Source organism: Mycobacterium europaeum (assembly GCF_034555895.2).
Classification (GTDB): domain Bacteria; phylum Actinomycetota; class Actinomycetes; order Mycobacteriales; family Mycobacteriaceae; genus Mycobacterium; species Mycobacterium europaeum.
This window is the reverse complement of the sequence record NZ_CP157315.1, coordinates 3,180,529-3,203,715: the sequence shown is the minus strand read 5'-3', so window position 1 is coordinate 3,203,715 and position 23,187 is coordinate 3,180,529. Positions and strand designations below refer to the sequence as shown.

Annotated in this window: 21 protein-coding genes; 15 read left to right on the top strand and 6 right to left on the bottom strand. The window is 69.2% G+C overall.

Features of this window, described 5'->3' with window-relative positions; genetic code table 11:
• Nucleotides 1-6 precede the first annotated feature (6 nt).
• Complete coding sequence (locus U8D42_RS14460; protein WP_322859907.1) at nt 7-813, bottom strand: class I SAM-dependent methyltransferase; 807 nt, start codon at nt 811-813, stop codon at nt 7-9.
• Between the two features lie 227 nt (nt 814-1,040).
• Between U8D42_RS14460 and U8D42_RS14455 the strand changes: the two genes are divergently transcribed.
• Both U8D42_RS14455 and U8D42_RS14450 read left to right on the top strand, forming a co-directional pair.
• Nucleotides 1,041-1,832 carry an electron transfer flavoprotein subunit beta/FixA family protein gene (locus U8D42_RS14455; RefSeq protein WP_068057559.1) on the top strand — a complete coding sequence of 264 codons (792 nt, stop codon included), beginning with the start codon at nt 1,041-1,043 and terminating at the stop codon, nt 1,830-1,832.
• Nucleotides 1,833-1,871: 39 nt separating this feature from the next.
• Nucleotides 1,872-2,828: an electron transfer flavoprotein subunit alpha/FixB family protein gene (locus U8D42_RS14450; RefSeq protein WP_322859908.1), complete on the top strand. Its 957-nt coding sequence runs from the start codon at nt 1,872-1,874 to the stop codon at nt 2,826-2,828.
• Between the two features lie 155 nt (nt 2,829-2,983).
• Here U8D42_RS14450 and U8D42_RS14445 read toward each other — a convergent pair whose 3' ends face one another.
• The 3 genes from U8D42_RS14445 to U8D42_RS14435 all read right to left on the bottom strand — a co-directional run bounded on the left by U8D42_RS14445 (nt 2,984) and on the right by U8D42_RS14435 (nt 5,343).
• A complete protein-coding gene (locus U8D42_RS14445; RefSeq protein WP_085241186.1) occupies nt 2,984-3,367 on the bottom strand; it encodes an SRPBCC family protein in 384 nt (127 codons plus the stop codon).
• 11 nt (nt 3,368-3,378) lie between these two features.
• Nucleotides 3,379-4,860, bottom strand: coding sequence for a cryptochrome/photolyase family protein (locus tag U8D42_RS14440; protein ID WP_322859909.1), 1,482 nt, complete (start codon nt 4,858-4,860; stop codon nt 3,379-3,381).
• A 159-nt stretch (nt 4,861-5,019) separates the two neighbouring features.
• Nucleotides 5,020-5,343 (bottom strand): hypothetical protein, encoded by a 324-nt coding sequence (locus U8D42_RS14435; protein ID WP_322859910.1) that lies wholly within the window; start codon nt 5,341-5,343, stop codon nt 5,020-5,022.
• Between the two features lie 253 nt (nt 5,344-5,596).
• Between U8D42_RS14435 and U8D42_RS14430 the strand changes: the two genes are divergently transcribed.
• The 5 genes from U8D42_RS14430 to mnmA all read left to right on the top strand — a co-directional run bounded on the left by U8D42_RS14430 (nt 5,597) and on the right by mnmA (nt 11,365).
• Nucleotides 5,597-7,240 carry a GAF domain-containing sensor histidine kinase gene (locus tag U8D42_RS14430; protein ID WP_322859911.1) on the top strand — a complete coding sequence of 548 codons (1,644 nt, stop codon included), beginning with the start codon at nt 5,597-5,599 and terminating at the stop codon, nt 7,238-7,240.
• Nucleotides 7,241-7,364: 124 nt separating this feature from the next.
• The gene (locus U8D42_RS14425; protein WP_322859912.1) at nt 7,365-8,225 is read left to right on the top strand and encodes a GNAT family N-acetyltransferase; all 861 of its coding nucleotides are present in this window, start codon (nt 7,365-7,367) and stop codon (nt 8,223-8,225) included.
• The gene (locus U8D42_RS14420; RefSeq protein WP_322859913.1) at nt 8,222-9,070 is read left to right on the top strand and encodes a lysophospholipid acyltransferase family protein; all 849 of its coding nucleotides are present in this window, start codon (nt 8,222-8,224) and stop codon (nt 9,068-9,070) included. The genes U8D42_RS14425 and U8D42_RS14420 overlap by 4 nt, the downstream gene beginning before the upstream one ends.
• A gap of 39 nt (nt 9,071-9,109) precedes the next feature.
• Entirely contained in the window at nt 9,110-10,288 is a 1,179-nt protein-coding gene (locus tag U8D42_RS14415) for a cysteine desulfurase family protein (RefSeq protein WP_322859914.1), read from the top strand.
• Nucleotides 10,289-11,365: a tRNA 2-thiouridine(34) synthase MnmA gene (gene mnmA / locus U8D42_RS14410; RefSeq protein WP_322859915.1), complete on the top strand. Its 1,077-nt coding sequence runs from the start codon at nt 10,289-10,291 to the stop codon at nt 11,363-11,365.
• Here the strand turns inward: mnmA and U8D42_RS14405 are convergent.
• Nucleotides 11,362-12,006: a sensor domain-containing protein gene (locus U8D42_RS14405; RefSeq protein WP_322859916.1), complete on the bottom strand. Its 645-nt coding sequence runs from the start codon at nt 12,004-12,006 to the stop codon at nt 11,362-11,364. The genes mnmA and U8D42_RS14405 overlap by 4 nt on opposite strands.
• 97 nt (nt 12,007-12,103) lie before the next feature.
• On the opposite strand from U8D42_RS14405, the gene U8D42_RS14400 reads away from it, so the two are divergent.
• The 5 genes from U8D42_RS14400 (at nt 12,104) to U8D42_RS14380 (ending at nt 19,567) form a co-directional block, all read left to right on the top strand.
• Nucleotides 12,104-13,129 (top strand): methionine synthase, encoded by a 1,026-nt coding sequence (locus U8D42_RS14400; RefSeq protein WP_322859917.1) that lies wholly within the window; start codon nt 12,104-12,106, stop codon nt 13,127-13,129.
• 172 nt (nt 13,130-13,301) lie between these two features.
• Nucleotides 13,302-15,383: an NAD-dependent DNA ligase LigA gene (gene ligA / locus U8D42_RS14395; RefSeq protein ID WP_322859918.1), complete on the top strand. Its 2,082-nt coding sequence runs from the start codon at nt 13,302-13,304 to the stop codon at nt 15,381-15,383.
• A gap of 48 nt (nt 15,384-15,431) precedes the next feature.
• Entirely contained in the window at nt 15,432-16,037 is a 606-nt protein-coding gene (locus tag U8D42_RS14390) for a TetR/AcrR family transcriptional regulator (RefSeq protein WP_090422980.1), read from the top strand.
• Between the two features lie 171 nt (nt 16,038-16,208).
• Nucleotides 16,209-16,655: an MmpS family transport accessory protein gene (locus tag U8D42_RS14385; RefSeq protein ID WP_322859919.1), complete on the top strand. Its 447-nt coding sequence runs from the start codon at nt 16,209-16,211 to the stop codon at nt 16,653-16,655.
• On the top strand, nt 16,652-19,567 hold the full coding sequence (locus tag U8D42_RS14380) for an RND family transporter (protein ID WP_322859920.1): 2,916 nt from the start codon (nt 16,652-16,654) through the stop codon (nt 19,565-19,567). The genes U8D42_RS14385 and U8D42_RS14380 overlap by 4 nt, the downstream gene beginning before the upstream one ends.
• Here the strand turns inward: U8D42_RS14380 and U8D42_RS14375 are convergent.
• Nucleotides 19,564-20,220, bottom strand: coding sequence for an amino acid-binding protein (locus U8D42_RS14375; protein WP_090423446.1), 657 nt, complete (start codon nt 20,218-20,220; stop codon nt 19,564-19,566). The two genes, U8D42_RS14380 and U8D42_RS14375, sit on opposite strands and share 4 nt — an antisense overlap.
• A gap of 96 nt (nt 20,221-20,316) precedes the next feature.
• On the opposite strand from U8D42_RS14375, the gene gatC reads away from it, so the two are divergent.
• The 3 genes from gatC to U8D42_RS14360 are packed head-to-tail and all read left to right on the top strand — an operon-like array spanning nt 20,317 to nt 23,171.
• A complete protein-coding gene (gene gatC / locus U8D42_RS14370; protein ID WP_322859921.1) occupies nt 20,317-20,616 on the top strand; it encodes an Asp-tRNA(Asn)/Glu-tRNA(Gln) amidotransferase subunit GatC in 300 nt (99 codons plus the stop codon).
• Complete coding sequence (gene gatA / locus U8D42_RS14365) at nt 20,613-22,094, top strand: Asp-tRNA(Asn)/Glu-tRNA(Gln) amidotransferase subunit GatA (protein ID WP_090422982.1); 1,482 nt, start codon at nt 20,613-20,615, stop codon at nt 22,092-22,094. Before gatC ends, gatA begins: the two co-directional genes overlap by 4 nt.
• A gap of 45 nt (nt 22,095-22,139) precedes the next feature.
• The gene (locus tag U8D42_RS14360) at nt 22,140-23,171 is read left to right on the top strand and encodes an ATP-dependent 6-phosphofructokinase (RefSeq protein WP_322859922.1); all 1,032 of its coding nucleotides are present in this window, start codon (nt 22,140-22,142) and stop codon (nt 23,169-23,171) included.
• Nucleotides 23,172-23,187 lie beyond the last annotated feature (16 nt).

The window sequence follows — 23,187 nt, the reverse complement described above, 5'->3', positions numbered from 1 at the left end:
AATCGTTCACGGCGCTACCGCGATTGCGATCAGATCGAGGCTGTCGTCGATGTCACGGCCGTCCTCGACGACGTCGAAGTCGTCGGTGGTCACCGCGGCCACGTCGGCGGCCAGCTCAGGCGGCCAGGCCGCGCCGGCCATCGCGAGCTCGATCTGCGCGTTGATGATGGAGCCGCCGTGGCGGGCGTCCATCTCCCGCAGCCGCGGACCGTGGAACAAGCCGGAGACCGACACGTCGCGAAAGCCCGCGCCGATCAGCAACCCGGTCAGCTCGCCGGCGTTGAGTTCGCGGGTGTGGAACGGGTTGATCGGGGTGTCGCGGCCCGGGGAGAACGTGATCCGGTTGGGTGTGGACACCATCAGCAGCCCGCCGCGGCGCAGCACCCGGGCGCATTCGGCCACGAATTGTGCCTGATCCCACAGATGCTCGATGACTTGGAAATTGACCACAATATCCACCGACCCGTCGGGCAGCGGTAGCTCGGCCAGGTTCGCCCGCATGACCTCCACGCGGGGGTAGCGGGCGCGCACGTGGGCCACGGCGGCCTCGTCGTAATCCACGGCCACCACCCGACGGGCGACGCCGGCGATCAGGTCGGCGCCGTACCCCTCGCCACAGCCGGCCTCGAGCACGTCGCGGCCCGCGCAGAGCCCGGCCAGTCGCCGGTAAACCACCTGGTGGCGGCGAAACCAATAGTTTTCGACGTCCAGGTCCGGGATGGTGCGCTCGCCGGTCAACGTCAGGACGGGGTCAGCCGCCGGCGTGGGATCGCCGAGGCTGTGCCGGGGTACGTCGGGGACGGTTGCGCTCATCGCATAGGCAGGCTAACGCGAAGTGTCGGATTCGCGAACCGGGGACGAGGCGCCCCCGCTTGCCGACGGTAGACACGCCGCAAGAACCTGCAGTACGACCCGCTATGGTGTGAATGCAGGCCGCACAAAGTTACCCGGTAGTAACACGACCGTGCCCTGCGAAACGCGTACTGAAAGTCTCGTGGTCGACTGCTGCGAGACTCCTTCGAGGAGGACGAACCACACTCATGACGAACATCGTGGTCCTGATCAAGCAGGTCCCAGACACCTGGTCGGAACGCAAGCTGAACGACGGCGACTACACGCTGGACCGAGAGGCCGCCGACGCGGTACTGGACGAGATCAACGAGCGCGCCGTCGAAGAGGCCCTGCAGATTCGTGAGCGCGAGGGCGGCGAGGGGTCGGTGACCGTGCTGACCGCGGGCCCCGAACGTGCCACCGAGGCGATCCGCAAGGCGCTGTCGATGGGCGCCGACAAGGCCGTCCACCTCAAAGACGACGGCATGCGCGGTTCCTGCGTGGTGCAAACGGCCTGGGCGCTGGCGCGCGCGCTGGGCACCATCGAGGGCACCGAGCTTGTCATCGCCGGTAACGAGTCCACCGACGGCTCCGGCGGCGCGGTGCCGGCGATCATCGCCGAGTACCTTGGCCTTCCGCAGCTGACCCACCTGCGCAAGCTGTCGATCGAGGGCGGCAAGGTCACCGGCGAGCGGGAGACCGACGACGGCGTGTTCACGCTCGAGGCCTCGTTGCCCGCGGTCGTGAGCGTGACCGAGAAGATCAACGAGCCGCGCTTCCCCTCCTTCAAGGGCATCATGGCCGCGAAGAAGAAAGAGGTGACGGTGCTGACCCTCGCCGAGATCGGGGTCGAAAGCGACGAGGTCGGCCTCGAGAACGCCGGGTCGAAGGTGCTGTCGTCGACGCCGAAGCCGCCGAAGACCGCGGGTGAGAAGGTCACCGACGAGGGCGAGGGTGGCAACCAGATCTCCCAGTACCTGGTCGCCCAGAAGATCATCTAGCCGAGCACCCATCCCATAGACGAGAAGAGCGAAGAAACCATGGCTGAAGTTTTGGTGCTCGTTGAGCACGCCGAAGGCGCCCTGAAGAAGGTCACCTCCGAACTCATCACCGCCGCCCGCGCGCTGGGTGAGCCGGCCGCCGTCGTGGTCGGCAAGCCCGGCACCGCCGCGCCGCTGGTCGACGGGTTGAAGGAGGCGGGCGCCGCCAAGATCTACGTCGCCGAGTCCGACGACGCCGAGAACTACCTGGTCACCCCGGTGGTCGACGTGCTGGCCGCGCTCGCCGAGTCGAACGCGCCCGCCGCTGTCCTGCTATCGGCCAACGCCGACGGCAAAGAGGTCGCGGGCCGGCTCGCGGCCCGGATCGGATCCGGCCTGCTGGTGGACGTGGTCGGTGTCCAGGAGGGCAACAAGGCGGTGCACTCCATCTTCGGTGGCGCGTTCACCGTCGAGTCGCAGGCCAACGGCGACACCCCGGTCATCACGGTGCGCGGTGGCGCCATCGACGCCGAACCGCAGGCCGGTGCCGGCGAGCAGGTCACCGTCGAGGTGCCCGCGCCCGCCGAGAACGCCACCAAGATCACCGCCCGCGAGCCGGCGGTCGCCGGTGACCGCCCGGAGCTCACCGAGGCATCGATCGTGGTGTCCGGTGGCCGCGGGGTGGGCAGCGCGGAGAACTTCAGCGTGGTCGAGGCGCTGGCCGACTCGCTGGGCGCCGCCGTCGGCGCGTCGCGCGCCGCGGTCGACTCCGGCTACTACCCGGGCCAGTTCCAGGTCGGCCAGACCGGCAAGACGGTGTCGCCCCAGCTCTACATCGCGCTCGGCATCTCCGGAGCCATCCAGCACCGCGCCGGCATGCAGACGTCGAAGACCATCGTCGCGGTGAACAAGGACGAAGAGGCGCCCATCTTCGAGATCGCCGACTACGGCGTGGTGGGCGACCTGTTCAAGGTCGCCCCGCAGCTGACCGACGCCATCAAGGCACGCAAGGGCTGAGTTCCCTCGGCTCAGCGGCCCCCGGCACCCCGGTGCCGGGGGCACTTGCGTCTCGAGGGTCGCGTCGCGTCTGAGTGCGCAGGGTGCACCATCGCTGGAATTTGATACCGCGGGCGCTATCGAATTTCAAAGTCGCCGAGCGGTTCTGAAGCCGACTACCGCGCCCCGGTCAGCATCGCGTCGATGCGCCGCAACGCGATCGCACACACCGTCAGATACGGCGCCGCCCACCACGGAACGGCCATGCCGACTCGCGCCCCGTGGTCCATCGGCTCCACCCAATGACGCGTTGCGGGAACGCCCGCCACCGTCCAGGCCCAATGACGCCCCGGCTCGAAATCGGTGACGACGAACGGCACCGGAACCAGCAGCGACGTCTGGACCGTGCCGGTCACACCCAACGCCAACTCGGTATGTGGTTCGTCGAGCCGGGCGCCCCGGATCGTCGGGCCCCACTTCGGCCACGCATCCAGGTCGACCAGCACGCCCCAGACCGCCGCTGGAGGTGCCGCGACCACGCGGTCCACGGTGAGCATCATGCCGCCGCCGATCACGGGGCCGCCCCACCGAGTCGCCGCTGTTGCTCCACCACGTCGTCCAGATCCGTGAGCCGTCGCAACCCCGCCAGCGGTTGGCTCATCCGCCGGTTGGCAGCGAGTTGCCGCTTGTTGCGGTCCAGGAACCACCAGTAGCCGCCCGTATACGGGCAGGCGCGTTCGCCGACCCGCACGGTGGGCCGGTAGGGGCAGTGGCCGCAGTAGTCACTCATCCGATTGATGTAGGAGCCGCCGGCGGCATACGGCTTGGTGGCCATCAAACCGCCGTCGGCATGCTGGGACATGCCGACGACGTTGGCCACCATCACCCAGTCGTAACCGTCGACGAGGCAGCGGTGGAACCAGTCGGCGACCTCGGTGGGGTTCCATCCGCGCTGCAGCGCGTAATTGGACAACACCATCAACCGCGGAATGTGGTGCACCCAGCCGTGGTCGCGCACCTGGGCCAGCACGTCTTTGAGGCAATGCGCCCGCACCGCGTCGGCATCCAGGTCGGTAAACCAGTCGGGCAACCCGGCGTGGGCGTCGAGCGCGTTGCGGCGGCGGTAGTCCTCGCCGAAATGCCAGTAGACGTGCCAGATGTAGTCGCGCCACCCGATGAGCTGGCGGATGTACCCCTCGACGCTGGCGAGCGGTGCACGCCCGGCCCGGTAGGCGTCCTCGGCCGCGTAGGCGCATGCCAACGGGTCCAGCAGGCCGAGGTTCATGGGTGCCGACAGCAGGCTGTGCGCCATGTAGCGATCACCGGAAAGCATGGCATCTTCGTGAGGACCGAAGTACGGCAGGCGATCTCGGAGGAACACCTGGAACGCGGCCTGCGCTTCGGTCGCGGTGACCGGAAATTCGCGCGGGCCGTCGCGGCCGACGAACGCCACGCTTCCGTCTCGTTCCCAACGATCCAGGTCCGCGCGTACCCGCTCGTCGATCTCGTCCTCTTCCGGTTGCCAGGGCGGGGCCACGGAGAGGGCGTCGGCGTTCTTGGGTGCCGGTTGCCGGTTGTCGGCGTCGAAATTCCACCGACCCCCGGCGGGTTGGTCGCCCTCCATCAACACATCGAACCGACGACGGGCGTCACGGTAGAAGTTCTCCAGCCGCAAGGTCCGCTGCCGGCGGGACCACTCTTCGAATTCGGTACGCGCGGTGCAGAATCCACGCGCGGGCAACACTTCGAGGTCTGGCATCGACCGCACGAATCTGTCCGCAGCGCGCGAGGTGGGCTGACACACGCTGATGCGGTCTTTCACTCGGTCCAACGCCTCGCGATAGGTCCGGGTCGGAAGAAAGATGGCTTGGTCGCCGAGTTCGGCCGCGCGGTGACGCAGCGCGGAAAGGACCAGGTGGGCCTTGCGGCGGTGGAACCGCCGGCGTTCGAACACCGCCCTGGACTCGATCAGCAAGACCGGTTGGTCCGGATGGTCCAGGAAGTGCGTTCCCAACTGGTCGGCGAAACACCATCGGCGCAGCGCGGTGCTCATGCCGGCCACCGGAGTCGGAGTGCGTTCATCAAAACCGAAATGTCTTCCACCAGAGGACAGCTCGCGGGCGCGAAGTCGGAACGGCGTACCGGACGGGCCGCGGGGTGGCCGCGGTAGCCGAACGATCTGATCACCAACTTAACGATCGTGGGGCAGGTGTCAATCGGGCATCGACGCCCGGCGCGCGGGCCGGTTGCCGGGATTTGGATCACCGCTCGAAAATGTCAGTGCCGCACGGGCTTCCGATGCCGCGCGGCGCGCATCCTGGGCGCGTTGCCGGACGACGCGGGCCGACTCACGCGTTTCGCGCGCCTGCGCGATGGCGTCTCCGAGCACGGGCGCCGGCACCGCCTCGTCGGCGGCGCGGCGCCGGAGGCGGGCGCGGTGGGATTTCTGCCGACACGCCGCACTGCAGTAGTGCGCGTCGGCGCGGCCATGGAAGACCGTGCCGCATTCCCAGCACTGCAGCCGGCAAGCGGCCATAACGGAATGTTACGACTAATCGTGACGCTCAGCAACAAATCCGCTATGGCGACTTCGCGCTGGTAAGGTGACCTCTACCGGCAGATCAAGGCTTGACCCCAACGACAGTTCCGCTCGTCAGCAAACATTCCCGCAGTTGGTTCTCGCCTTCACTGCCTGGCCGCCGGGCATCAGTTCTGGAGAAGGTCGGGAGATGCGCGAAGACGAGTGTGGATCGACTTTTGGGCTCCGCCGGCTTGATTTTCTGAGCCGGATGCACGAGCAGCTCGACGAATTGGCCGCGGAACGCCAGCAGATGGCGCAGCTGCTCCAAGTGGCGATCGAGATCGGCTCCGACCTCGAACTCGACGCGATACTGCACCGCATCGTCGCCGCTGCGATAGGCATGACCGGTGCCCGCTACGGCGCCATCGGGGTATGGGGACCGGAGGGAACCCTGGCGTCCTTCGTGCACAGCGGGATGGACGCGGAGACCGTGCTGCGGGTCGGTCATCTGCCGGTGGGCAAAGGTCTGCTCGGCGCCCTGCGCGACCGCACCGAGCCGCTGCGCCTGGGCGACCTGTCCGACCATCCGACCGCCGTGGGTTTCCCGGAGCGCCACCCGCCGATGCGGGCTTTCCTCGGAATGCCCATCACCATCCGCGGCGCGGTGTTCGGCAGCCTGTACGTCACCGACGACCGGCCCGGGCGCTGCTTCCGCGAGGCCGACGAAATCACCGTGCGGGCGCTCGCGTCGGCGGCATCGGTGGCCATCGACAACGCCCGCCTGTTTGACCGGGTCCGCGCGGGCGCCCGGTGGACCGACGCCAGCCGCGAGATCAGCACCACCCTGCTCTCCGAGTCTTGCCCCGACCTGCGGCCGCTGCATCTGATCGCCGAACGCGCCGCCGAGTTGACGGACGCCGAGCAGGCGATCGTCCTCGTTCCGATCGACCCCGACCAACCCGATGACGAACGCCTGGTCGTGTCCGCGGCGGTCGGCCTGCACGCCGATGAGGTTCTGGGGCAAGAGATCCCGGTCGACGGGTCCACCACCGGCGAAGTGTTTCGGTCCGGTCGGCCCCTGCTCACCGAGACATTCCGGCGTCCCATCCCGGCGTTCACCGACGTGGGCGAGCGACCCGCGATCCTGATGCCGCTCAGATCCGACCAGCAGACGCTGGGCGTGATCGTGGTGGCCCGCAGCACGGACGCGGAGCCCTTCGACGAAGCGCATCTGGACCTCGTTCGCGACTTCGCCGACCATGCGGCGATCGCCCTCACGCTGGCCACCGAACGGCGGAACGCACGGGAGTTGAACGTGCTGGTCGACCGGGAACGCATCGCCCGCGATCTGCACGACCAAGTGATCAGCCGCGTCTTCGCCGTCGGGATGGACCTGCAAGGCGTCGTCGCCCGGCTTCGCTCACCGCAACTCGCTTCGCGGCTGACCAAATCCGTCAACGAGTTGCAGGACGTCATCAACGACATCCGGCGCACCGTCTTCGATCTGCAGCGGCCACCAGCCCGGCGGCGCACCTTCGCCGAGCGTGTCCAGGACGCGATCGCGCGCCTCACCGACGACGACAACCAGGCGACGGTGCTGCGCATGGCCGGGACGATGACCGCGGTGGGCGACGAACTCGCCGAACACGCCGAGGCCGTCGTCAACGAAGCGCTCAGCAACGCGGTGCGGCACTCGCGCGCCGCGACCATCGCCGTCGAGGTCACCGTCACCGATGAGCTGCTCCTCGAGATCACCGACGACGGGTGCGGGATTCCCGCCGACCGCCAACGTGCGGGCGGTCTGGACGACATCGTCCGCCGCGCCAAAGACCTCGGCGGCGACTGCGCGATCACCAGTCCGCTTGGCGGCGGTACCCGGGTCCGCTGGAGCGCGCCGCTGCAGAATTCCTGACCCGGGCTCTGAGGGGGAGCCCGGGTCAGGCCGGCACTCGCAACCACATTTCGTCACCTGACGTGCACGGACACGTCACAGCCACGATGCCGGCTCGCTCATCGGCTACGCAACGTTGGTTGACATGAGCATTGCTTCTGTCCTGATTCCCAGCGACAAGCCGGAAGGGGCGACGACGGCGTCGCCCGCCGGGCCGCACTACTCACTCCTGTTGTCCACCGACGCCAGCATGATCGAGGCGGCGCAGCGGCTCCGGTACGACGTCTTTTCGAGCACGCCCGGCTTCGCGTTGCCCACGAACGACGACGAACGACGGGACGTCGACAGGTTCGACGAGCACTGCGACCACCTGCTGGTCCGCGACGACAGCACCGGTGAACTGGTGGGTTGCTACCGGATGCTGGCGCCGGCGGGCGCGATCGCGGCAGGCGGGCTCTACACCGCGACGGAGTTCGACATCCGCGCTTTCGACCCGCTCAGGCCGTCGCTGGTGGAGATGGGGCGCGCGGTGGTGCGCGAGGGCCACCGCAACGGCGGCGTCGTGCTGCTCATGTGGGCGGGCATCCTGGCCTACCTGGACCGCTACGGCTACGACTACGTGACAGGTTGCGTGTCGGTGCCGGTCTGCGGGGACTCCGACGACCCGGAAAACCGGGTTCCGGGCCGCCAGCTGCGCGGCGTCCGCGACTTCATCCTGGGCCGTCACGCCGCACCGCCGCAGTACCGGGTGCGCCCGCACCGGCCGGTGGTGGTGGACGGCAAGTCCCTCGACGACATCCCGGCGCCCGCGCGCCCGTCGGTCCCGGCGCTCATGCGCGGTTACCTGCGGCTGGGCGCCCAGGTGTGCGGCGAGCCCGCGCACGACCCCGATTTCGGAGTTGGCGATTTCTGCGTCCTGCTCGACAAGGGCCGCGCCGATACGCGATATCTGAAGCGCCTGCGGTCCGTATCGGCCGCCGCGCAGATGGCCGGCGGCGACCGATGAGCGCCCCCGCTCGCGCCGGGCACTCCTGGCTACCGCGCGCGACGTGTGACGCGGGCTGCGTGGGCTGCGGCGACGTGGCCGCGTCATCGAGACTTGTGACGGCGCTGCGGGTCACGCTTCGCGTCATGCTGGCCCTGCTGCTGGCGCCGGGGGTGGTGCTGCTGGCGGTGCCGCTGCCCGGCCGGACGCGCGTGCAGCGCATCTACTGCCGGATGGTGTTGCGCTGCTTCGGCATCCGGATCACGGTCACCGGCAGTCCGATTCGCAACCTGCGCGGGGTGCTGGTGGTCAGCCCGCACATGTCCTGGCTGGACGTCTTCTCCATCGGCTCCGTGCTGCCCGGGTCGTTCGTCGCCCGGGCCGACATGTTCACCGGGCCCGCCACGGGGATCGTGGCCCGCATCCTGAAGATCATCCCGATCGAGCGGTCCAGTCTGCGGTTGTTGCCCGCGGTGGTCGACACCGTCGCCCGCCGGCTGAGCGGCGGTCAGACGGTCGTGTGCTTCCCGGAGGGCACCACCTGGTGCGGTCGGGACGGCGGTGCCTTCTATCCCGCGATGTTCCAGGCGGCGATCGACGCCGGCCGGCCGGTGCAGCCGCTTCGGCTGACCTACCACCACGTCGACGGGAGCGTCTCGACCGTGCCGGCCTTCGTCGGTGACGAGACCCTGGTCGGGTCCATCCGCCGGCTGCTGACCGTGCGACGCACGCTGGCGCGGGTGCACGTCGAATCTCTGCAGCTCCCAGGGACGGATCGGCGAGCGCTGGCCAGCCGATGCCAGTCGGTGGTGGGCGGCACAGCCGTCCGGCCCGCCGGTCGCGGACCCCTGCTGGTGGCCTCGTAGGCGGAAGGCCGTCCACCTGCCGGTATCGTGGGTCGCGTCATGGTCTACCTTGATCACGCCGCTACCACGCCGATGCACCCCGCCGCCGTTGAGGCGATGACGGCCGTGCTGGGCACCGTCGGCAACGCCTCCTCGCTGCACACCAGCGGCCGGGCGGCGCGGCGTCGCATCGAGGAATCCCGCGAACTGATCGCCGACCGGCTGGGCGCCCGCCCGTCCGAGATCGTCTTCACCGCGGGCGGCACCGAGAGCGACAACCTGGCGGTCAAGGGCATCTACTGGGCGCGGCGCGACGCCGAACCGCGGCTCCGGCGCATCATCACCAGCGAGGTGGAACACCACGCCGTCCTGGACTCGGTGAACTGGCTCGTCGAACACGAAGGCGCCGAGGTGACGTGGTTGCCGACCGCCGCCGACGGTTCGGTCTCGGCCACCGCGCTGCGCGAGGCACTGCGCAGCCACGACGATGTCGCGCTGGTGTCGGTGATGTGGGCCAACAACGAGGTCGGCACCGTCATGCCGGTCGCCGACCTCGCCGCCATCGCGGCCGAATTCGGGGTTCCGATGCACAGCGACGCCGTGCAGGCGGTGGGGCAGTTGCCGGTGGACTTCACCGCCAGCGGGCTGTCGGCGATGAGCGTGGCCGCGCACAAGTTCGGTGGCCCGCCGGGTGTGGGCGCACTGCTGGTGCGCCGCGACGTGGCGTGCGTGCCGCTGGCCCATGGTGGCGGACAAGAGCGTGACATCCGTTCCGGCACCGCCGATGTCGCCGGTGCGGTAGGCATGGCGGCCGCGGCCCGGATCGCGGTGGACGGAATCGACGCGAAAACCGCGCGGCTGCGGGCGTTGCGTGACCGGCTGATCGAAGGGGTGCTCGCGGGCATCGAGGACGTCAGCCTCAACGGCGCCCGCGACCCCATGCGGTTGCCCGGCAACGCACACTTCACCTTTCGCGGCTGCGAAGGCGACGCGTTGTTGATGTTGTTGGACGCCAACGGCATCGAGTGTTCGACCGGATCGGCGTGCACCGCGGGCGTCGCGCAGCCGTCGCACGTGCTGCTCGCAATGGGTGCCGACCGCATCAGCGCTCGCGGTTCCCTGCGAATGTCCCTGGGGCACACCAGCGTCGATGACGATGTGGATGCGGTGTTGCAGGTGCTGCCCGCCGCGGTGGACCGCGCGCGCCGTGCCGCACTGGCCGCTGCGGGGGCCCCTTAAGTGAAGGTCCTCGCCGCGATGAGTGGTGGCGTCGACTCGTCGGTCGCCGCCGCCCGCATGGTCGACGCCGGCCACGACGTGGTCGGCGTGCACCTGGCGTTGTCGGCCACGCCCGGCACGCTGCGGACCGGCTCGCGCGGGTGCTGTTCGAAAGAGGATGCCTCGGACGCGAGCCGCGTCGCCGACGTCCTCGGAATCCCCTTTTACGTCTGGGATTTCGCCGAGAGGTTCCAGGCCGACGTGATCGACGACTTCGTGTCGTCCTACGCCCGCGGCGAAACGCCCAACCCGTGCGTGCGCTGCAATCAGCGGATCAAGTTCTCCGCCCTGTCGGCGAAAGCGCTTGCGCTGGGCTTCGACACGGTGGCCACCGGCCACTACGCCAGGCTGTCCGGTGGGCGGCTGCGCCGCGCGGTCGATCACGACAAGGACCAGTCCTACGTGCTCGCCGTCCTCACCGCCGAGCAGTTGCGCCACGCCACCTTCCCCATCGGGGACACCCCCAAGGCTCAGATTCGCGCCGAGGCCGCCCGCCGCGGCCTCGCGGTCGCGGAGAAGCCGGACAGTCACGACATCTGCTTCATCCCGTCGGGGAACACCCGGGCCTTCCTCGGCGAGCGGATCGCGGTCCGCCGCGGCGCCGTCGTCGGCGCGGACGGCGCGGTGCTCGCCGAGCACGACGGCGTGCACGGTTTCACCGTCGGCCAGCGCAAGGGCCTGGGCATCGCCGGCCCGGGGCCCGACGGCGGCCCGCGCTACGTGACGGCCATCGACGCCGACACCGCGACCGTTCGGGTGGGGGAGGCGGCCGACCTCGACGTGCGCCAGTTACGCGGGCGCGAACCGGTCTTCACCGCGGGACGGCCGCCGGCGGGCCCCGTCGAGTGCGCGGTGCAGGTCCGGGCGCACGGTGAAACCGCGGACGCGGTAGCGGAATTGGTCGCCGACGAGCTGGTCGTGCGGTTGCGCGTCCCGCTGCGCGGCGTCGCCCCCGGCCAGACGCTGGTGTTGTACCGCCCGGACCCCGACGGTGACGAGGTGCTCGGCAGCGCCACCATCGCCGGGACCGCGCGTTAGGCCGGTACGTTCGCGACGATGTTCGTCATCACGATGTCGGACACCGATTGCGCAAAACCGCAGAAGGTGACCTCCAGCAGGGCCACCGACCGCAGCCGGTAGTCGCGACCGCAGCCACCGGGCCGCAGGCGCAGCGAGCCGGCGTCGGCCTTCCAGTCGCCGACGTACTGCTGGCCACCCGAGCCGTCGGCGCAATTCCCGACCGTGGTCACCAACGCGCCGAATGCGCGCCGCGCGGTGTCGACGTCCCGGTAGGCCGCGGCGCCTTCGGAGATCAGCGCGCCGTCGGGCGGGTCCTGGAACGTCGTCTTGTGGAACTCCTCGACATCGGGACCGAACGTGGCCGTCTCGGCGTAGATGAACCGGCATTCGCGGGGCGTGGTGTCGGCGAGGGCGTCGATGTCCACCGGGCTGGTGCCGTCCATGGACGGGATGATCGTCAGGTGCTCACCGGCGCCGGTGATCGCGCGCATCCGCGACTGGTCCAACAGAATCGTGTCGACGTTCACCCCGCGCACGGACCTGCGCGCGGAACCGAATCCGGCCACCGCCGCGCCGTCCACCACCCGGGTGCACGCGGCAACCAGCACCACTACCGCCCACAGCAGCAGCGGCCGCCCCCATCTTGCCGTCCGCGACACGTTTCGCATCCTTCTCGGGTCGAACCTACCCGTGCGGTGGCGTGACAGACACCCCTGGTCAACGGCGTGGTGGTTGACGTCGAATACGGTTGGGCGGGTGAGTGTTTTCCCGCCTTCCTTCGCGAAGGCCAGCGGCATCGGGTCGTGGCCCGGCATCAAGCCACGGGAGGCCGCCGAGGTCGTCGTCGGCGAGTTGGCCGACGGGCTGTCGCACATCGTCGAGCTGCCCGCCCGGGGAGTGGGCGCCGACATGCTGGGGCGGGCCGGCGCGCTGCTGATCGACGTGGCCATCGACACCGTGCCGCGGGGCTATCGGGTGGTCACGCGGCCGGGCGCGGTCACCCGCCGCGCCGCCAGTCTCCTCGAGGAGGACATGGACGCGTTGGAAGAGGCCTGGGAGGTGGCCGGACTGCGCGGCGGTGACCGCGTGGTCAAGGTGCAGTCCCCCGGACCGATCACCCTGGCGGCGGAGCTGGAGCTGGCCAACGGCCATCGGGCGATCACCGACCCCGGGGCCGTACGCGATCTGACCGCGTCGCTGGCCGAAGGCGTCGCCGCCCACCGCGCGACCCTGGCGCGCCGGCTCGAGACGCCGGTGGTGGTGCAGTTCGATGAGCCCTCGCTGCCGCAGGCGTTGGGCGGCCGGTTGACCGGCGTGACCGCGCTGAGCCCAGTGGCGCCGCTCGACGAAGCGGTGGCCGTCGGTCTGCTCGACGCCTGTGTCGCCGCGGCGGGGGGCGCGACGCTGCTACACAGCTGCTCCCCGGGGCTGCCGTGGAAGATGTTGCAGGACAGCAAGATCGATGCGGTGTCGGTGGACGCGGGCACCTTGGTCGCGGCGGATCTCGACGGTATGGCCGGCTTCCTCGAATCGGGCCGCACGATCGTGCTGGGGGTGGTGCCCAGCAGCGCTCCGGAGCGGCGGCCGTCGGCCGAAGAGGTGGCGGCCGCCGTGGTGGCGGTGACCGATCGCCTCGGGTTCGGTCGCTCGGCGCTGCGCGACCGGATCGGCGTCACCCCGGCGTGCGGCCTGGCCGGCGCGACGCCCGAATGGGCCCGCCTGGCGATCGGGCTGGCCCGTAAGGCGGCCGAGGCCTTCGCAGGCGACCCCGACGCCATCTAGCCATGCGGTGAGAGTCGATGACGAGGGCAGCCTGGATGCGGCTGGAACCGCAGCTCACCGCCCCTTTGTGGCGGCTACACCGGGACGGCAGAACAACCGGCCTGACGCGCGGCGAACAGGCGGCGGCAGCGCGCATGGGTACGGTGTCGGCGGGCTCGGATAGCCTGCGAGGGTGAGCTCAGCAGAAGCTGATTCGGTGTCGCCCGAGGTGCGGCGGCAGTGGCAGGAACTGGCCAACGAGGTGCGTGAACACCAGTTCCGCTACTACATCAAGGACGCGCCGATCGTCTCCGACGCCGAATTCGACACCATGTTCAACGAGCTTCTCGCGCTCGAGGATCGGTATCCGGAACTGCGCGCCCCCGATTCCCCGACCCAGTTGGTCGGCGGAGCCGGCTTCGCGACCGACTTCACCGAGGCCGAGCACCTCGAGCGGATGCTGAGCCTCGACGATGTCTTCGACCGCGACGAGCTGGTCGCCTGGAGCAATCGCGTCGAGACCGAGATCGGCCGCGATCCCCACTACCTGTGTGAACTCAAGATCGACGGGGTGGCGTTGTCGCTGGTGTACCGCGACGGTCGGCTGGAACGCGCCGCCACGCGCGGCGACGGCCGGGTCGGCGAGGACGTGACGCTCAACGCGCGCACCATCGACGATGTGCCCGAGAGGCTCACCGCCGGTGCGGATCTGCCGATTCCCGCCGTGCTCGAGGTGCGGGGCGAGGTCTTCTTCATGCTCGCCGATTTCGAGGCGCTCAACGCCAGCCTGGTCGAGGAGGGCAAGGCGCCCTTCGCCAATCCGCGTAACAGCGCGGCCGGTTCGCTGCGCCAGAAGAACCCGGCGGTCACCGCGCGGCGCAAGCTGCGGATGATCTGCCACGGCATCGGCCGCACCGACGGGTTCGCGCCCAAGACCCTGCACGACGCCTACACTGCGCTGAAGGCCTGGGGTCTGCCCGTCGCCGACCAGACCGCGCGGGTGCGTGGTCTTGCCGCCGTGGAGGAGCGAATCGGTTACTGGGGCGAGCACCGCTACGAGATCGATCACGAAATCGACGGTGTGGTAATCAAAGTCGACGACTTTTCGCTGCAGCGCCGGCTGGGGACGACGTCGCGGGCGCCGCGCTGGGCCGTCGCGTACAAGTACCCGCCCCAGGAGGCGCAGACCAAGCTGCTCGACATCCGGGTCAACGTCGGGCGCACCGGGCGCGTCACGCCGTTCGCCTTCATGACGCCGGTAAAGGTGGCCGGCTCGACCGTAGGGCTGGCCACGCTGCACAACGCCAGCGAGGTCAAACGCAAGGGCGTGCTGATCGGCGACACGGTGGTGATCCGCAAGGCCGGCGACGTGATCCCCGAGGTGCTCGGCCCTGTCGTCGACCTCCGCGACGGGTCCGAACGCGAATTCGTCATGCCCACAACGTGTCCCGAATGCGGTACTCCGCTGGCCCCCGCCAAAGAGGGTGACGCCGACATCCGTTGTCCCAATGCCCGGTCCTGCCCGGCGCAGCTGCGGGAGCGCGTCTTTCACGTCGCCGGCCGCGGGGCGCTCGACATCGAGGGGCTGGGTTACGAGGCGGCCACCGCGCTGCTGAAGGCCGGGGTGATCGCCGACGAGGGTGACCTGTTCACCCTCACCGAGGACGACCTGCTGCGCACCGAGCTCTTCCGGACCAAGGCCGGCGCGTTGTCCGCCAACGGCAGGCGGCTGCTGGACAACCTGGACAAGGCCAAGTCGGTGGCGTTGTGGCGCGTCCTGGTGGCGCTGTCGATCCGGCATGTCGGACCGACCGCCGCGCGCGCCCTGGCCACCGAATTCGGCAGCCTGGACGCGATCATGGCGGCGTCGACCGAGCGGCTGGCCGCGGTCGAGGGCGTGGGACCGACGATCGCCGCCGCGCTCACCGAGTGGTTCACCGTCGACTGGCATCGCGCGATCGTCGACAAGTGGCGGGCCGCCGGGGTGCGGATGGCCGACGAGCGCGACGCCAGCGTGGCCCGCACGCTGGAAGGGCTCACCGTTGTCGTCACCGGTTCGCTGGCGGGCTTTTCCCGCGACGACGCCAAGGAGGCGATCATCGCGCGCGGGGGAAAGGCCGCGGGTTCGGTGTCGAAGAAGACCGACTACGTCGTGGCCGGCGACGCGCCGGGTTCCAAGTACGACAAGGCCGTCGAGCTCGGCGTCCCGGTCCTCGACGAGGACGGCTTCCGGAAACTGTTGGCCGAGGGGCCGCCGGCAACTCCCGCGGACTAGGCGACAACGGCTTCATCCGAAATTGGGCTGCACCGCCCACGCGCCTCTATCGTGGGCGCTATGACCCAGACGGCGGACCGCGCACAGGCATCCCCGTGGTCCCCCCGGGAGGCCGAGATCCTGGCGGTGACCCTGCGCCTGCTGCAGGAACACGGCTATGACCAGCTGACCGTGGATGCCGTCGCCGCTGCCGCTCGCGCCAGCAAGGCCACGGTCTATCGGCGCTGGCCCTCCAAGGCCGAACTGGTGCTGGCCGCGTTCATCGAAGGCGTCCGCCAGGTCGCGGTGCCGCCGAACACGGGTACGTTGCGCGGCGATCTGCTGCGACTGGGGGAGACGATCTGCCAGGAGGGCGGCCGGCACGCGAGCACCATCCGCGCGGTGATGGTCGAGGTGTCGCGCCATCCCGCGCTCAACGAGGCCATGCACCATCAGTTCCTCGACCAGCGCAAGGCGTTGATCCAGCACGTCTTGCAGCAGGCGGTGGACCGCGGCGAGGTTCACCCGGACGCGATCACCGACGAACTCTGGGACCTGTTGCCCGGCTACCTCATCTTCCGGTCCATCATTCCGGACCGGCCGCCCACCCGTCGCACCGTGCAAGCGCTGGTCGACGGTTTCCTCGTGCCGGGGCTGACCAGAACCATCGGCTAACGGCGCGGCCGCCCACGGGCAGGCCGTCTTTCGTCGAATGTGTACGCGCGCGTCTCTTGTACAGTACGGTCCCGTACCGTACTGTCATAGCTGTCGATCACGCCCGACCCCGTCGGCACCCGTCGTCGCCGAGCAGGTGAGGGTGTCGCCCGATGATCGAAAGGTGAACGGGTGAAGCGGATTTCGGTGGCATCGCTGGTCAAGCGAGGATGGATGGTGCTGGTTGCGGTGCTGGTCGTCACGCTTGCCGGGTTCGCCATCTATCGCCTGCACGGAATCTTCGGCTCGAACGCCAGCACCTCGGCCAACAGCGGCCTTTCGAACGAGATCGTCCCCTTCAACCCCAAGCAGGTGGTGCTGGAGGTGTTCGGTGCGCCAGGCGCCACCGCGACCATCAACTACCTTGATGTCGACGCCCAGCCGCAACAAGTCAAGGACGCGCCGCTGCCGTGGTCGTTCACCATCACCACGACGGAGCCCGCGGTACTCGGCAACGTCGTCGCACAGGGCAACGGGGACACCCTCGGCTGCCGCATCACCGTCAACGGCGAAGTGAAAGACCAACGCACCGTTAACAAAGTCGACGCCTACACGTTCTGTCTGGACAAATCGGGATGAGCAACGACCAACAGTCGCGGGGCTTCGTGCCGCGCACCATCCGCCGGCTGGCCTTGCCGATCCTGCTCTTCTGGGTGGCCCTGGCCGCGATCACGAACATCGCGGTGCCGCAGCTGGAGGACGTCGGCAAGACCCACAACGTGGCGCTGAACTCACCCGACGCCCCGTCGCTCAAGGCGATCAAGCGGATCGGGGAGAAGTTCCACGAGTTCGACACCGACAGCTCCGCCATGATCGTGCTGGAAGGCGACAAGCCGCTCGGCGCGGACGCGCACACGTTCTATGACGCGATGATTCGCAAGCTCGAGCGGGACCGCAAGCACGTCGAACACGTCCAGGACTTCTGGGGCGACACCCTGACCGCGGCCGGATCCCAGAGTTCCGACGGCAAGGCGGCCTACGTTCAGGTGTTCCTCGCCGGCAATCAGGGCTCCGCGCTGGCCAACGAATCCGTCGGCGCGGTCCGCGACATCGTCGAGCACACAACGCCCCCGCCGGGCGTCAAAGCGTACGTCACCGGCGCGGCGCCGCTGATCTCCGACCAATTCGACGTCGGCAGCAAGGGGACCGCAAAGGTCACCGCGATCACCGTCGGCGTGATCGCCGTGATGCTGTTCTTCGTCTACCGCTCGGTGCTCACCACCTTGCTGGTCCTTGCCACCGTGCTGATCGAGATGTCGGCCGCCCGCGGTCTGGTCGCCCTCCTCGGCAACGCCGGCGTGATCGGGCTGTCGACCTATGCGACGAACCTGTTGACGCTGTTGGTGATCGCCGCCGGAACCGACTACGCGATCTTCTTCGCGGGCCGCTATCAGGAGGCGCGCGCGGCCGGTGAAGATCGCGAAAAGGCGTTCTACACCATGTATCACGGCACCACCCACATCGTCTTGGGCTCGGGGCTCACCGTCGCCGGCGCGGTGGCGTGCCTGGGTTTCACCCGGTTGCCCTATTTTCAGAGCCTGGGCATTCCCGCCGCGCTGGGCATCCTCGTCGCGCTTTTCGCCGCGCTCACGCTGGGCCCGGCGATCCTCACCCTGGGCGCCAAGGTGGGGATCTTCGACCCCAAGCGCGCGATGAGAACTCGCGGCTGGCGGCGGATCGGCACCGCGATCGTCCGCTGGCCCGGAGCCGTTCTCGCCGCCGCGTGCGCGCTGGCGCTCGTCGGCCTGCTCGCGCTGCCCGGTTATAAGACGAGTTACGACACCCGGCCCTACATGCCCGCGAGCGCCCCGGCGAATGTGGGGTACACCGCGGCCGAGCGCCACTTCTCCCGTGCCCGGCTGGAGCCCGAATTGCTGATGGTCGAAACGGATCACGACATGCGCAACCCGGCCGACATGCTCATCCTGGACCGGGTGGCCAAGGCGGTGTTCCACGTGCCCGGCATCGCCCAGGTGCAGGCCATCACGAGGCCGTTGGGCACCCCGCTGGACCACAGCTCGCTGGCGTTCGTGGTCAGCAACCAGAGCGCCGCCCAGCAGGAAAACCTGACCTACCAACGCGATCGGGCGGACGACCTGCGCAAGCAGGCCGACGAACTGGCGAAGACGATCAACATTCTCAAGCAGCAGTACGTCCTGCAGCAGCAGCTCGCCGACACCACCCACAGCGAGGCCCAGAACTTTCACGACACCATCGCCACGATCCAGGACCTGCGCGACAAGATCGCGAACTTCGACGACTTCTTCCGGCCGGTGCGCAGTTACTTCTACTGGGAAAGGCATTGCTACGACATCCCCGCGTGCTTCGCGTTCCGATCCCTGTTCGACGCGCTCGACGGCATCGACCAGCTCACCGAGAAGTTCGAGGACCTCACGGCGACCCTGGACAAGCTCGACGCGCTGCAGCCGAAACTGGTGGCGCTGATCCCGCCGCAGATCGCCAGCCAGCAGACCAATCGCGACCTGACGTTGGCCAACTACGCCACGCTGTCGGGCATCTACGCGCAGACCGCCGCCGCGATCGACAACGCCACGGCCCTGGGGCGGGCCTTCGACGCCGCCAAGAACGACGACACCTTCTACCTGCCGCCCGAGGTGTTCAACAACCCCGACTTCAAGCGCGGGCTCAAATTGTTCCTCTCGCCCGACGGCGAGGCCGCCCGCATGATCGTCACCCATGAGGGCGATCCCGCGACGCCCGAGGACATCGCGCACATCGCCCCGATCACCAAGGCCGCGCACGAGGCCCTCAAGGGCACGCCCATGGCCGACGCCCGCGTCTATGTCGGCGGGACCGCGGCAACCTACAAGGACATTCAGGACGGTGCCAAATACGACCTGTTGATCGTCGCGTTCGCGGCCCTGAGCCTGATCCTGCTGATCATGATGATCATCACGCGCAGCCTGATCGCCGCCCTGGTCATCGTGGGCACCGTCGCCCTGTCCCTGGGCGCCTCGTTCGGGCTCTCGGTTCTGGTGTGGCAGTACATCTTTGGCATTCAGCTCTACTGGGTCGTGCTCGCGCTGGCCGTAATCCTCTTGCTGGCAGTCGGTTCCGACTACAACCTGCTGTTGATCTCGCGATTCAAGGAGGAGATCCACGCCGGCCTGAAGACTGGGATCATCCGGGCGATGGCCGGCTCCGGATCGGTGGTCACCTCGGCCGGCCTGGTTTTCGCCGTCACCATGTGCGCGTTCGTCTTCAGCGGGTTCCAGGTGCTCGGCCAGATCGGCACCACCATCGGTCTCGGGCTGCTGTTCGACACGCTGATCGTGCGGTCCTTCATGACACCCTCGGTCGCAACGCTTCTCGGGCGATGGTTCTGGTGGCCCCAACGGGTGCGCCCGCGCCCGGCCAGCACCATGCTGCGGCCGTACGGTCCGCGGCCGGCGGTTCGGCAGCTGCTGCTGTGGGAGGACGACGATCCCGTGGTGGGGGCGGGGTCCAAGGCGCCGGCGGGCAGTAGCTAGCGCAGCATGGTGGCCACGATCCCGGCCAGATATCCCAGGCGGGCCACCTCCGAGGGCCGGAACTCGGGTCCCGGACGGCCCAGCACCACGGCCGTGTGCGTATCGCCCAGCGGCGCCGCCACCATCGTGGTGTCCATGTCGCGCCACGCCTGCGGCACCCACTCGGCGCTGCCGTCGAGCGTCGTTGCTCGGTCGATCGGCAGCCACGGCGCCGTAGCCGCCCGCGTCTCCGGCGCACCGGGACTGGCGGCCAGGCGTTGCAGCTCGTCACCGGCACGGCGCAGCACCGAGCACCAGCTCACGCGCAGCACCCGGGGCGCCTCATTGGCCAGGACCTGCAACCGGGACGCCTTGTCGAGGGCCGCGGCGACGTGGTCGAGCAGCTCCAGCTCGCGATGCGCCTCCAGCAGCCCGGTGTGCGGACGCACGCTGTCCACCCGGACACCGGAAAGCGACTCCGCGGCAGTGATCAGCGTGTCGGGCATCGCCCCGGGCGGCAACTCGATCACCAGGTCGTCGATCGCGTAGCCCGAGCTGCGCTCCACCACGTCGAGCGACAAGATGTCGGCGCCCACCGAACCGAGCGCCACCGCCAGCGAGCCCAGGCTGCCCGGGCGGTCGACCAGCTCGATGCGCAACAGATAGGACGGCACGGCCAACACTGTGACACAGCGGCGCGTGGACTGCATTTTCGCGGATATCCGGCGGCCCTGAACCCGCCCGCACGCCCGCGGCTAGGCTTTCCTGTCGTGTCTCAGATCTCCCGCGACGAGGTGGCGCACCTGGCCCGGCTGTCCCGGCTGGCGCTGACCGACAGCGAGCTGGACAGCTTCGCCGGTCAGCTCGACGCCATCCTGACCCACGTCAGCCAGGTGCAGGCCGTCGACGTCACCGGCATCGAAGCGACCGGCAACCCCCTCAAGGACGTCAACGTCACCCGCCCGGACGAGCCGACACCCTGCCTGACCCAGGCCGAGGCTCTCGCCGCGGCGCCCGAGGCCGCCGATGGCCGCTTCGCGGTGCCGCAGATCCTGGGGGACAGCGAGTGAACGAGATCATCCGCTCCGACGCCGCGACCCTGGCCGCCCGGATCGCCGCCAGGGAGCTGTCATCGGTCGAGGTCACCCAGGCGTGCCTGGACCAGATCGCGGCGACGGACGACCGGTACCACGCCTTCTTGCACGTCGCCGCCGACGAGGCGCTGGGGGCGGCGGCGGTGGTCGATGAGGCGGTGGCCGCAGGCGAGCGGCTGCCATCGGCGCTGGCGGGGGTTCCGCTGGCGCTCAAGGACGTCTTCACCACCGTCGACATGCCCACCACCTGCGGTTCCAAGATCCTCGAGGGCTGGCGGTCCCCGTACGACGCCACCGTCACCACGCGGTTGCGCGCCGCGGGCATCCCGATCCTGGGCAAGACCAACATGGACGAATTCGCGATGGGTTCGTCGACGGAGAACTCCGCCTACGGCCCGACGCGCAACCCGTGGAACCTCGACCGGGTGCCCGGCGGCTCCGGGGGCGGCAGCGCGGCGGCGCTGGCGGCGTTTCAGGCGCCGCTGGCCATCGGCTCCGACACCGGCGGCTCCATCCGGCAACCCGCGGCGCTGACCGCGACCGTCGGCGTCAAACCGACCTACGGCACGGTGTCGCGCTACGGGCTGGTGGCCTGCGCGTCCTCGCTGGATCAGGGCGGCCCGTGTGCGCGCACCGTGCTGGACACCGCGCTGCTGCACCAGGTGATCGCCGGGCACGACCACCGCGACTCCACCTCCGTGGAGGCGGCGATACCCGACGTCGTGGCCGCCGCCAGGGCGGGCGCGGCCGGTGACCTCACCGGCGTGCGCGTCGGCGTCGTCAAGCAGTTGCGCGGGGAGGGCTACCAGCAGGGTGTGCTCGCCTCGTTCGAGGCGGCCGTCGGGCGGCTCACCGAGCTGGGTGCCGAGGTGAGCGAAGTCGACTGCCCGAACTTCGAATACGCGTTGGCCGCCTACTACCTGATCCTGCCGTCGGAGGTGTCGAGCAACCTGGCCCGCTTCGACGCGATGCGCTACGGGCTGCGCGTCGGCGACGACGGGACGCACAGCGCCGAGGAGGTGATGGCGCTGACGCGCGCGGCCGGTTTCGGGCCGGAAGTCAAGCGGCGCATCATGATCGGCACCTACGCGCTGTCGGCCGGTTACTACGACGCGTATTACAACCAGGCGCAGAAGGTGCGCACACTGATCGCCCGAGACCTCGACAGGGCCTACGAATCCGTCGACGTGGTCGTGTCGCCCGCAACACCGACCACCGCCTTCCCATTGGGCGAGAAGGTGGACGATCCGCTGGCGATGTACCTGTTCGACCTGTGCACGCTGCCGCTGAACCTGGCCGGCCACTGCGGCATGTCGGTGCCGTCGGGGCTGTCGCCGGACGACGGACTCCCGGTCGGCCTGCAGATCATGGCGCCGGCGCTGGCCGATGACCGCCTGTACCGGGTGGGCGCCGCCTACGAGGCCGCGCGCGGACCGTTGCCGAGCGCGATCTAGCCGTCTGCCCGGCGCGGCGGGCTCGCCGCAGGGCAAGATAAGGGCATGCGGATCGGAGTTCTGACCGGAGGCGGGGACTGCCCGGGGTTGAACGCCGTCATCCGGGCGGTGGTGCGCACCTGCGACGCCCGGTACGGCTCGTCGGTGGTCGGCTTTCAGGACGGGTGGCGCGGGTTGCTGGAGAACCGGCGCATCCAGCTGCACAACGACGACCGCAATGACCGACTGCTGGCCAAGGGCGGCACGATGCTGGGAACCGCGCGCGTGCATCCCGACAAATTGCGGGCCGGCCTGGACCAGATCAAGCAGACCCTGGACGACAACGGCATCGACGTGCTCATCCCGATCGGCGGGGAAGGCACCCTGACCGCCGCGCACTGGCTGTCCGAGGAGAACGTTCCCGTTGTCGGGGTGCCGAAGACCATCGACAACGACATCGATTGCACCGACGTCACTTTCGGTCACGACACCGCGCTGACGGTGGCGACCGAGGCCATCGACCGCCTGCACAGCACCGCCGAATCCCACCAACGGGTGATGCTGGTGGAGGTGATGGGCCGGCACGCCGGCTGGATCGCGCTGAACGCCGGCCTGGCTTCCGGCGCGCACATGACGTTGATCCCGGAACAGCCCTTCGACATCGAGGAGGTGTGCCGGCTGGTCAAACGCCGCTTCCAGCGCGGGGATTCGCATTTCATCTGTGTGGTCGCCGAGGGAGCAAAACCCGTTCCGGGTTCGATCTCCTTGCGCGAAGGCGGAATTGACGAGTTCGGTCACGAAAAGTTCACCGGCGTCGCGGCCCAACTGGGCGCCGAGGTGGAGAAGCGGATCAACAAGGACGTCCGGGTGACCGTGCTGGGCCACGTCCAGCGCGGCGGGACCCCGACGGCCTATGACCGGGTCCTGGCCACCCGGTTCGGCGTCAATGCGGCCGACGCCGCGCACGCGGGGGAATACGGTCAGATGGTGTCGTTGCGGGGCCAGGACATCGGCCGGGTGGCGTTGGCCGACGCCGTGCGCCAGCTCAAGCTGGTACCCGAAAGCCGCTACGACGACGCCGCCGCCTTCTTCGGGTGACCCCGGATCCGGCAAA

What these genes read in the sequence shown, in the direction of transcription:
- U8D42_RS14455 (WP_068057559.1), top strand. Translation starts at nt 1,041, where the DNA reads ATGACGAACATCGTGGTCCTGATCAAGCAGGTCCCAGACACCTGGTCG.
- U8D42_RS14425 (WP_322859912.1), top strand. Translation starts at nt 7,365, where the DNA reads ATGAGCATTGCTTCTGTCCTGATTCCCAGCGACAAGCCGGAAGGGGCG.
- U8D42_RS14440 (WP_322859909.1), bottom strand. Translation starts at nt 4,860, where the DNA reads ATGAGCACCGCGCTGCGCCGATGGTGTTTCGCCGACCAGTTGGGAACG.
- U8D42_RS14430 (WP_322859911.1), top strand. Translation starts at nt 5,597, where the DNA reads ATGCACGAGCAGCTCGACGAATTGGCCGCGGAACGCCAGCAGATGGCG.
- U8D42_RS14420 (WP_322859913.1), top strand. Translation starts at nt 8,222, where the DNA reads ATGAGCGCCCCCGCTCGCGCCGGGCACTCCTGGCTACCGCGCGCGACG.
- U8D42_RS14460 (WP_322859907.1), bottom strand. Translation starts at nt 813, where the DNA reads ATGAGCGCAACCGTCCCCGACGTACCCCGGCACAGCCTCGGCGATCCC.
- U8D42_RS14435 (WP_322859910.1), bottom strand. Translation starts at nt 5,343, where the DNA reads ATGGCCGCTTGCCGGCTGCAGTGCTGGGAATGCGGCACGGTCTTCCAT.
- U8D42_RS14360 (WP_322859922.1), top strand. Translation starts at nt 22,140, where the DNA reads ATGCGGATCGGAGTTCTGACCGGAGGCGGGGACTGCCCGGGGTTGAAC.
- U8D42_RS14415 (WP_322859914.1), top strand. Translation starts at nt 9,110, where the DNA reads ATGGTCTACCTTGATCACGCCGCTACCACGCCGATGCACCCCGCCGCC.
- U8D42_RS14450 (WP_322859908.1), top strand. Translation starts at nt 1,872, where the DNA reads ATGGCTGAAGTTTTGGTGCTCGTTGAGCACGCCGAAGGCGCCCTGAAG.
- U8D42_RS14445 (WP_085241186.1), bottom strand. Translation starts at nt 3,367, where the DNA reads ATGATGCTCACCGTGGACCGCGTGGTCGCGGCACCTCCAGCGGCGGTC.
- U8D42_RS14380 (WP_322859920.1), top strand. Translation starts at nt 16,652, where the DNA reads ATGAGCAACGACCAACAGTCGCGGGGCTTCGTGCCGCGCACCATCCGC.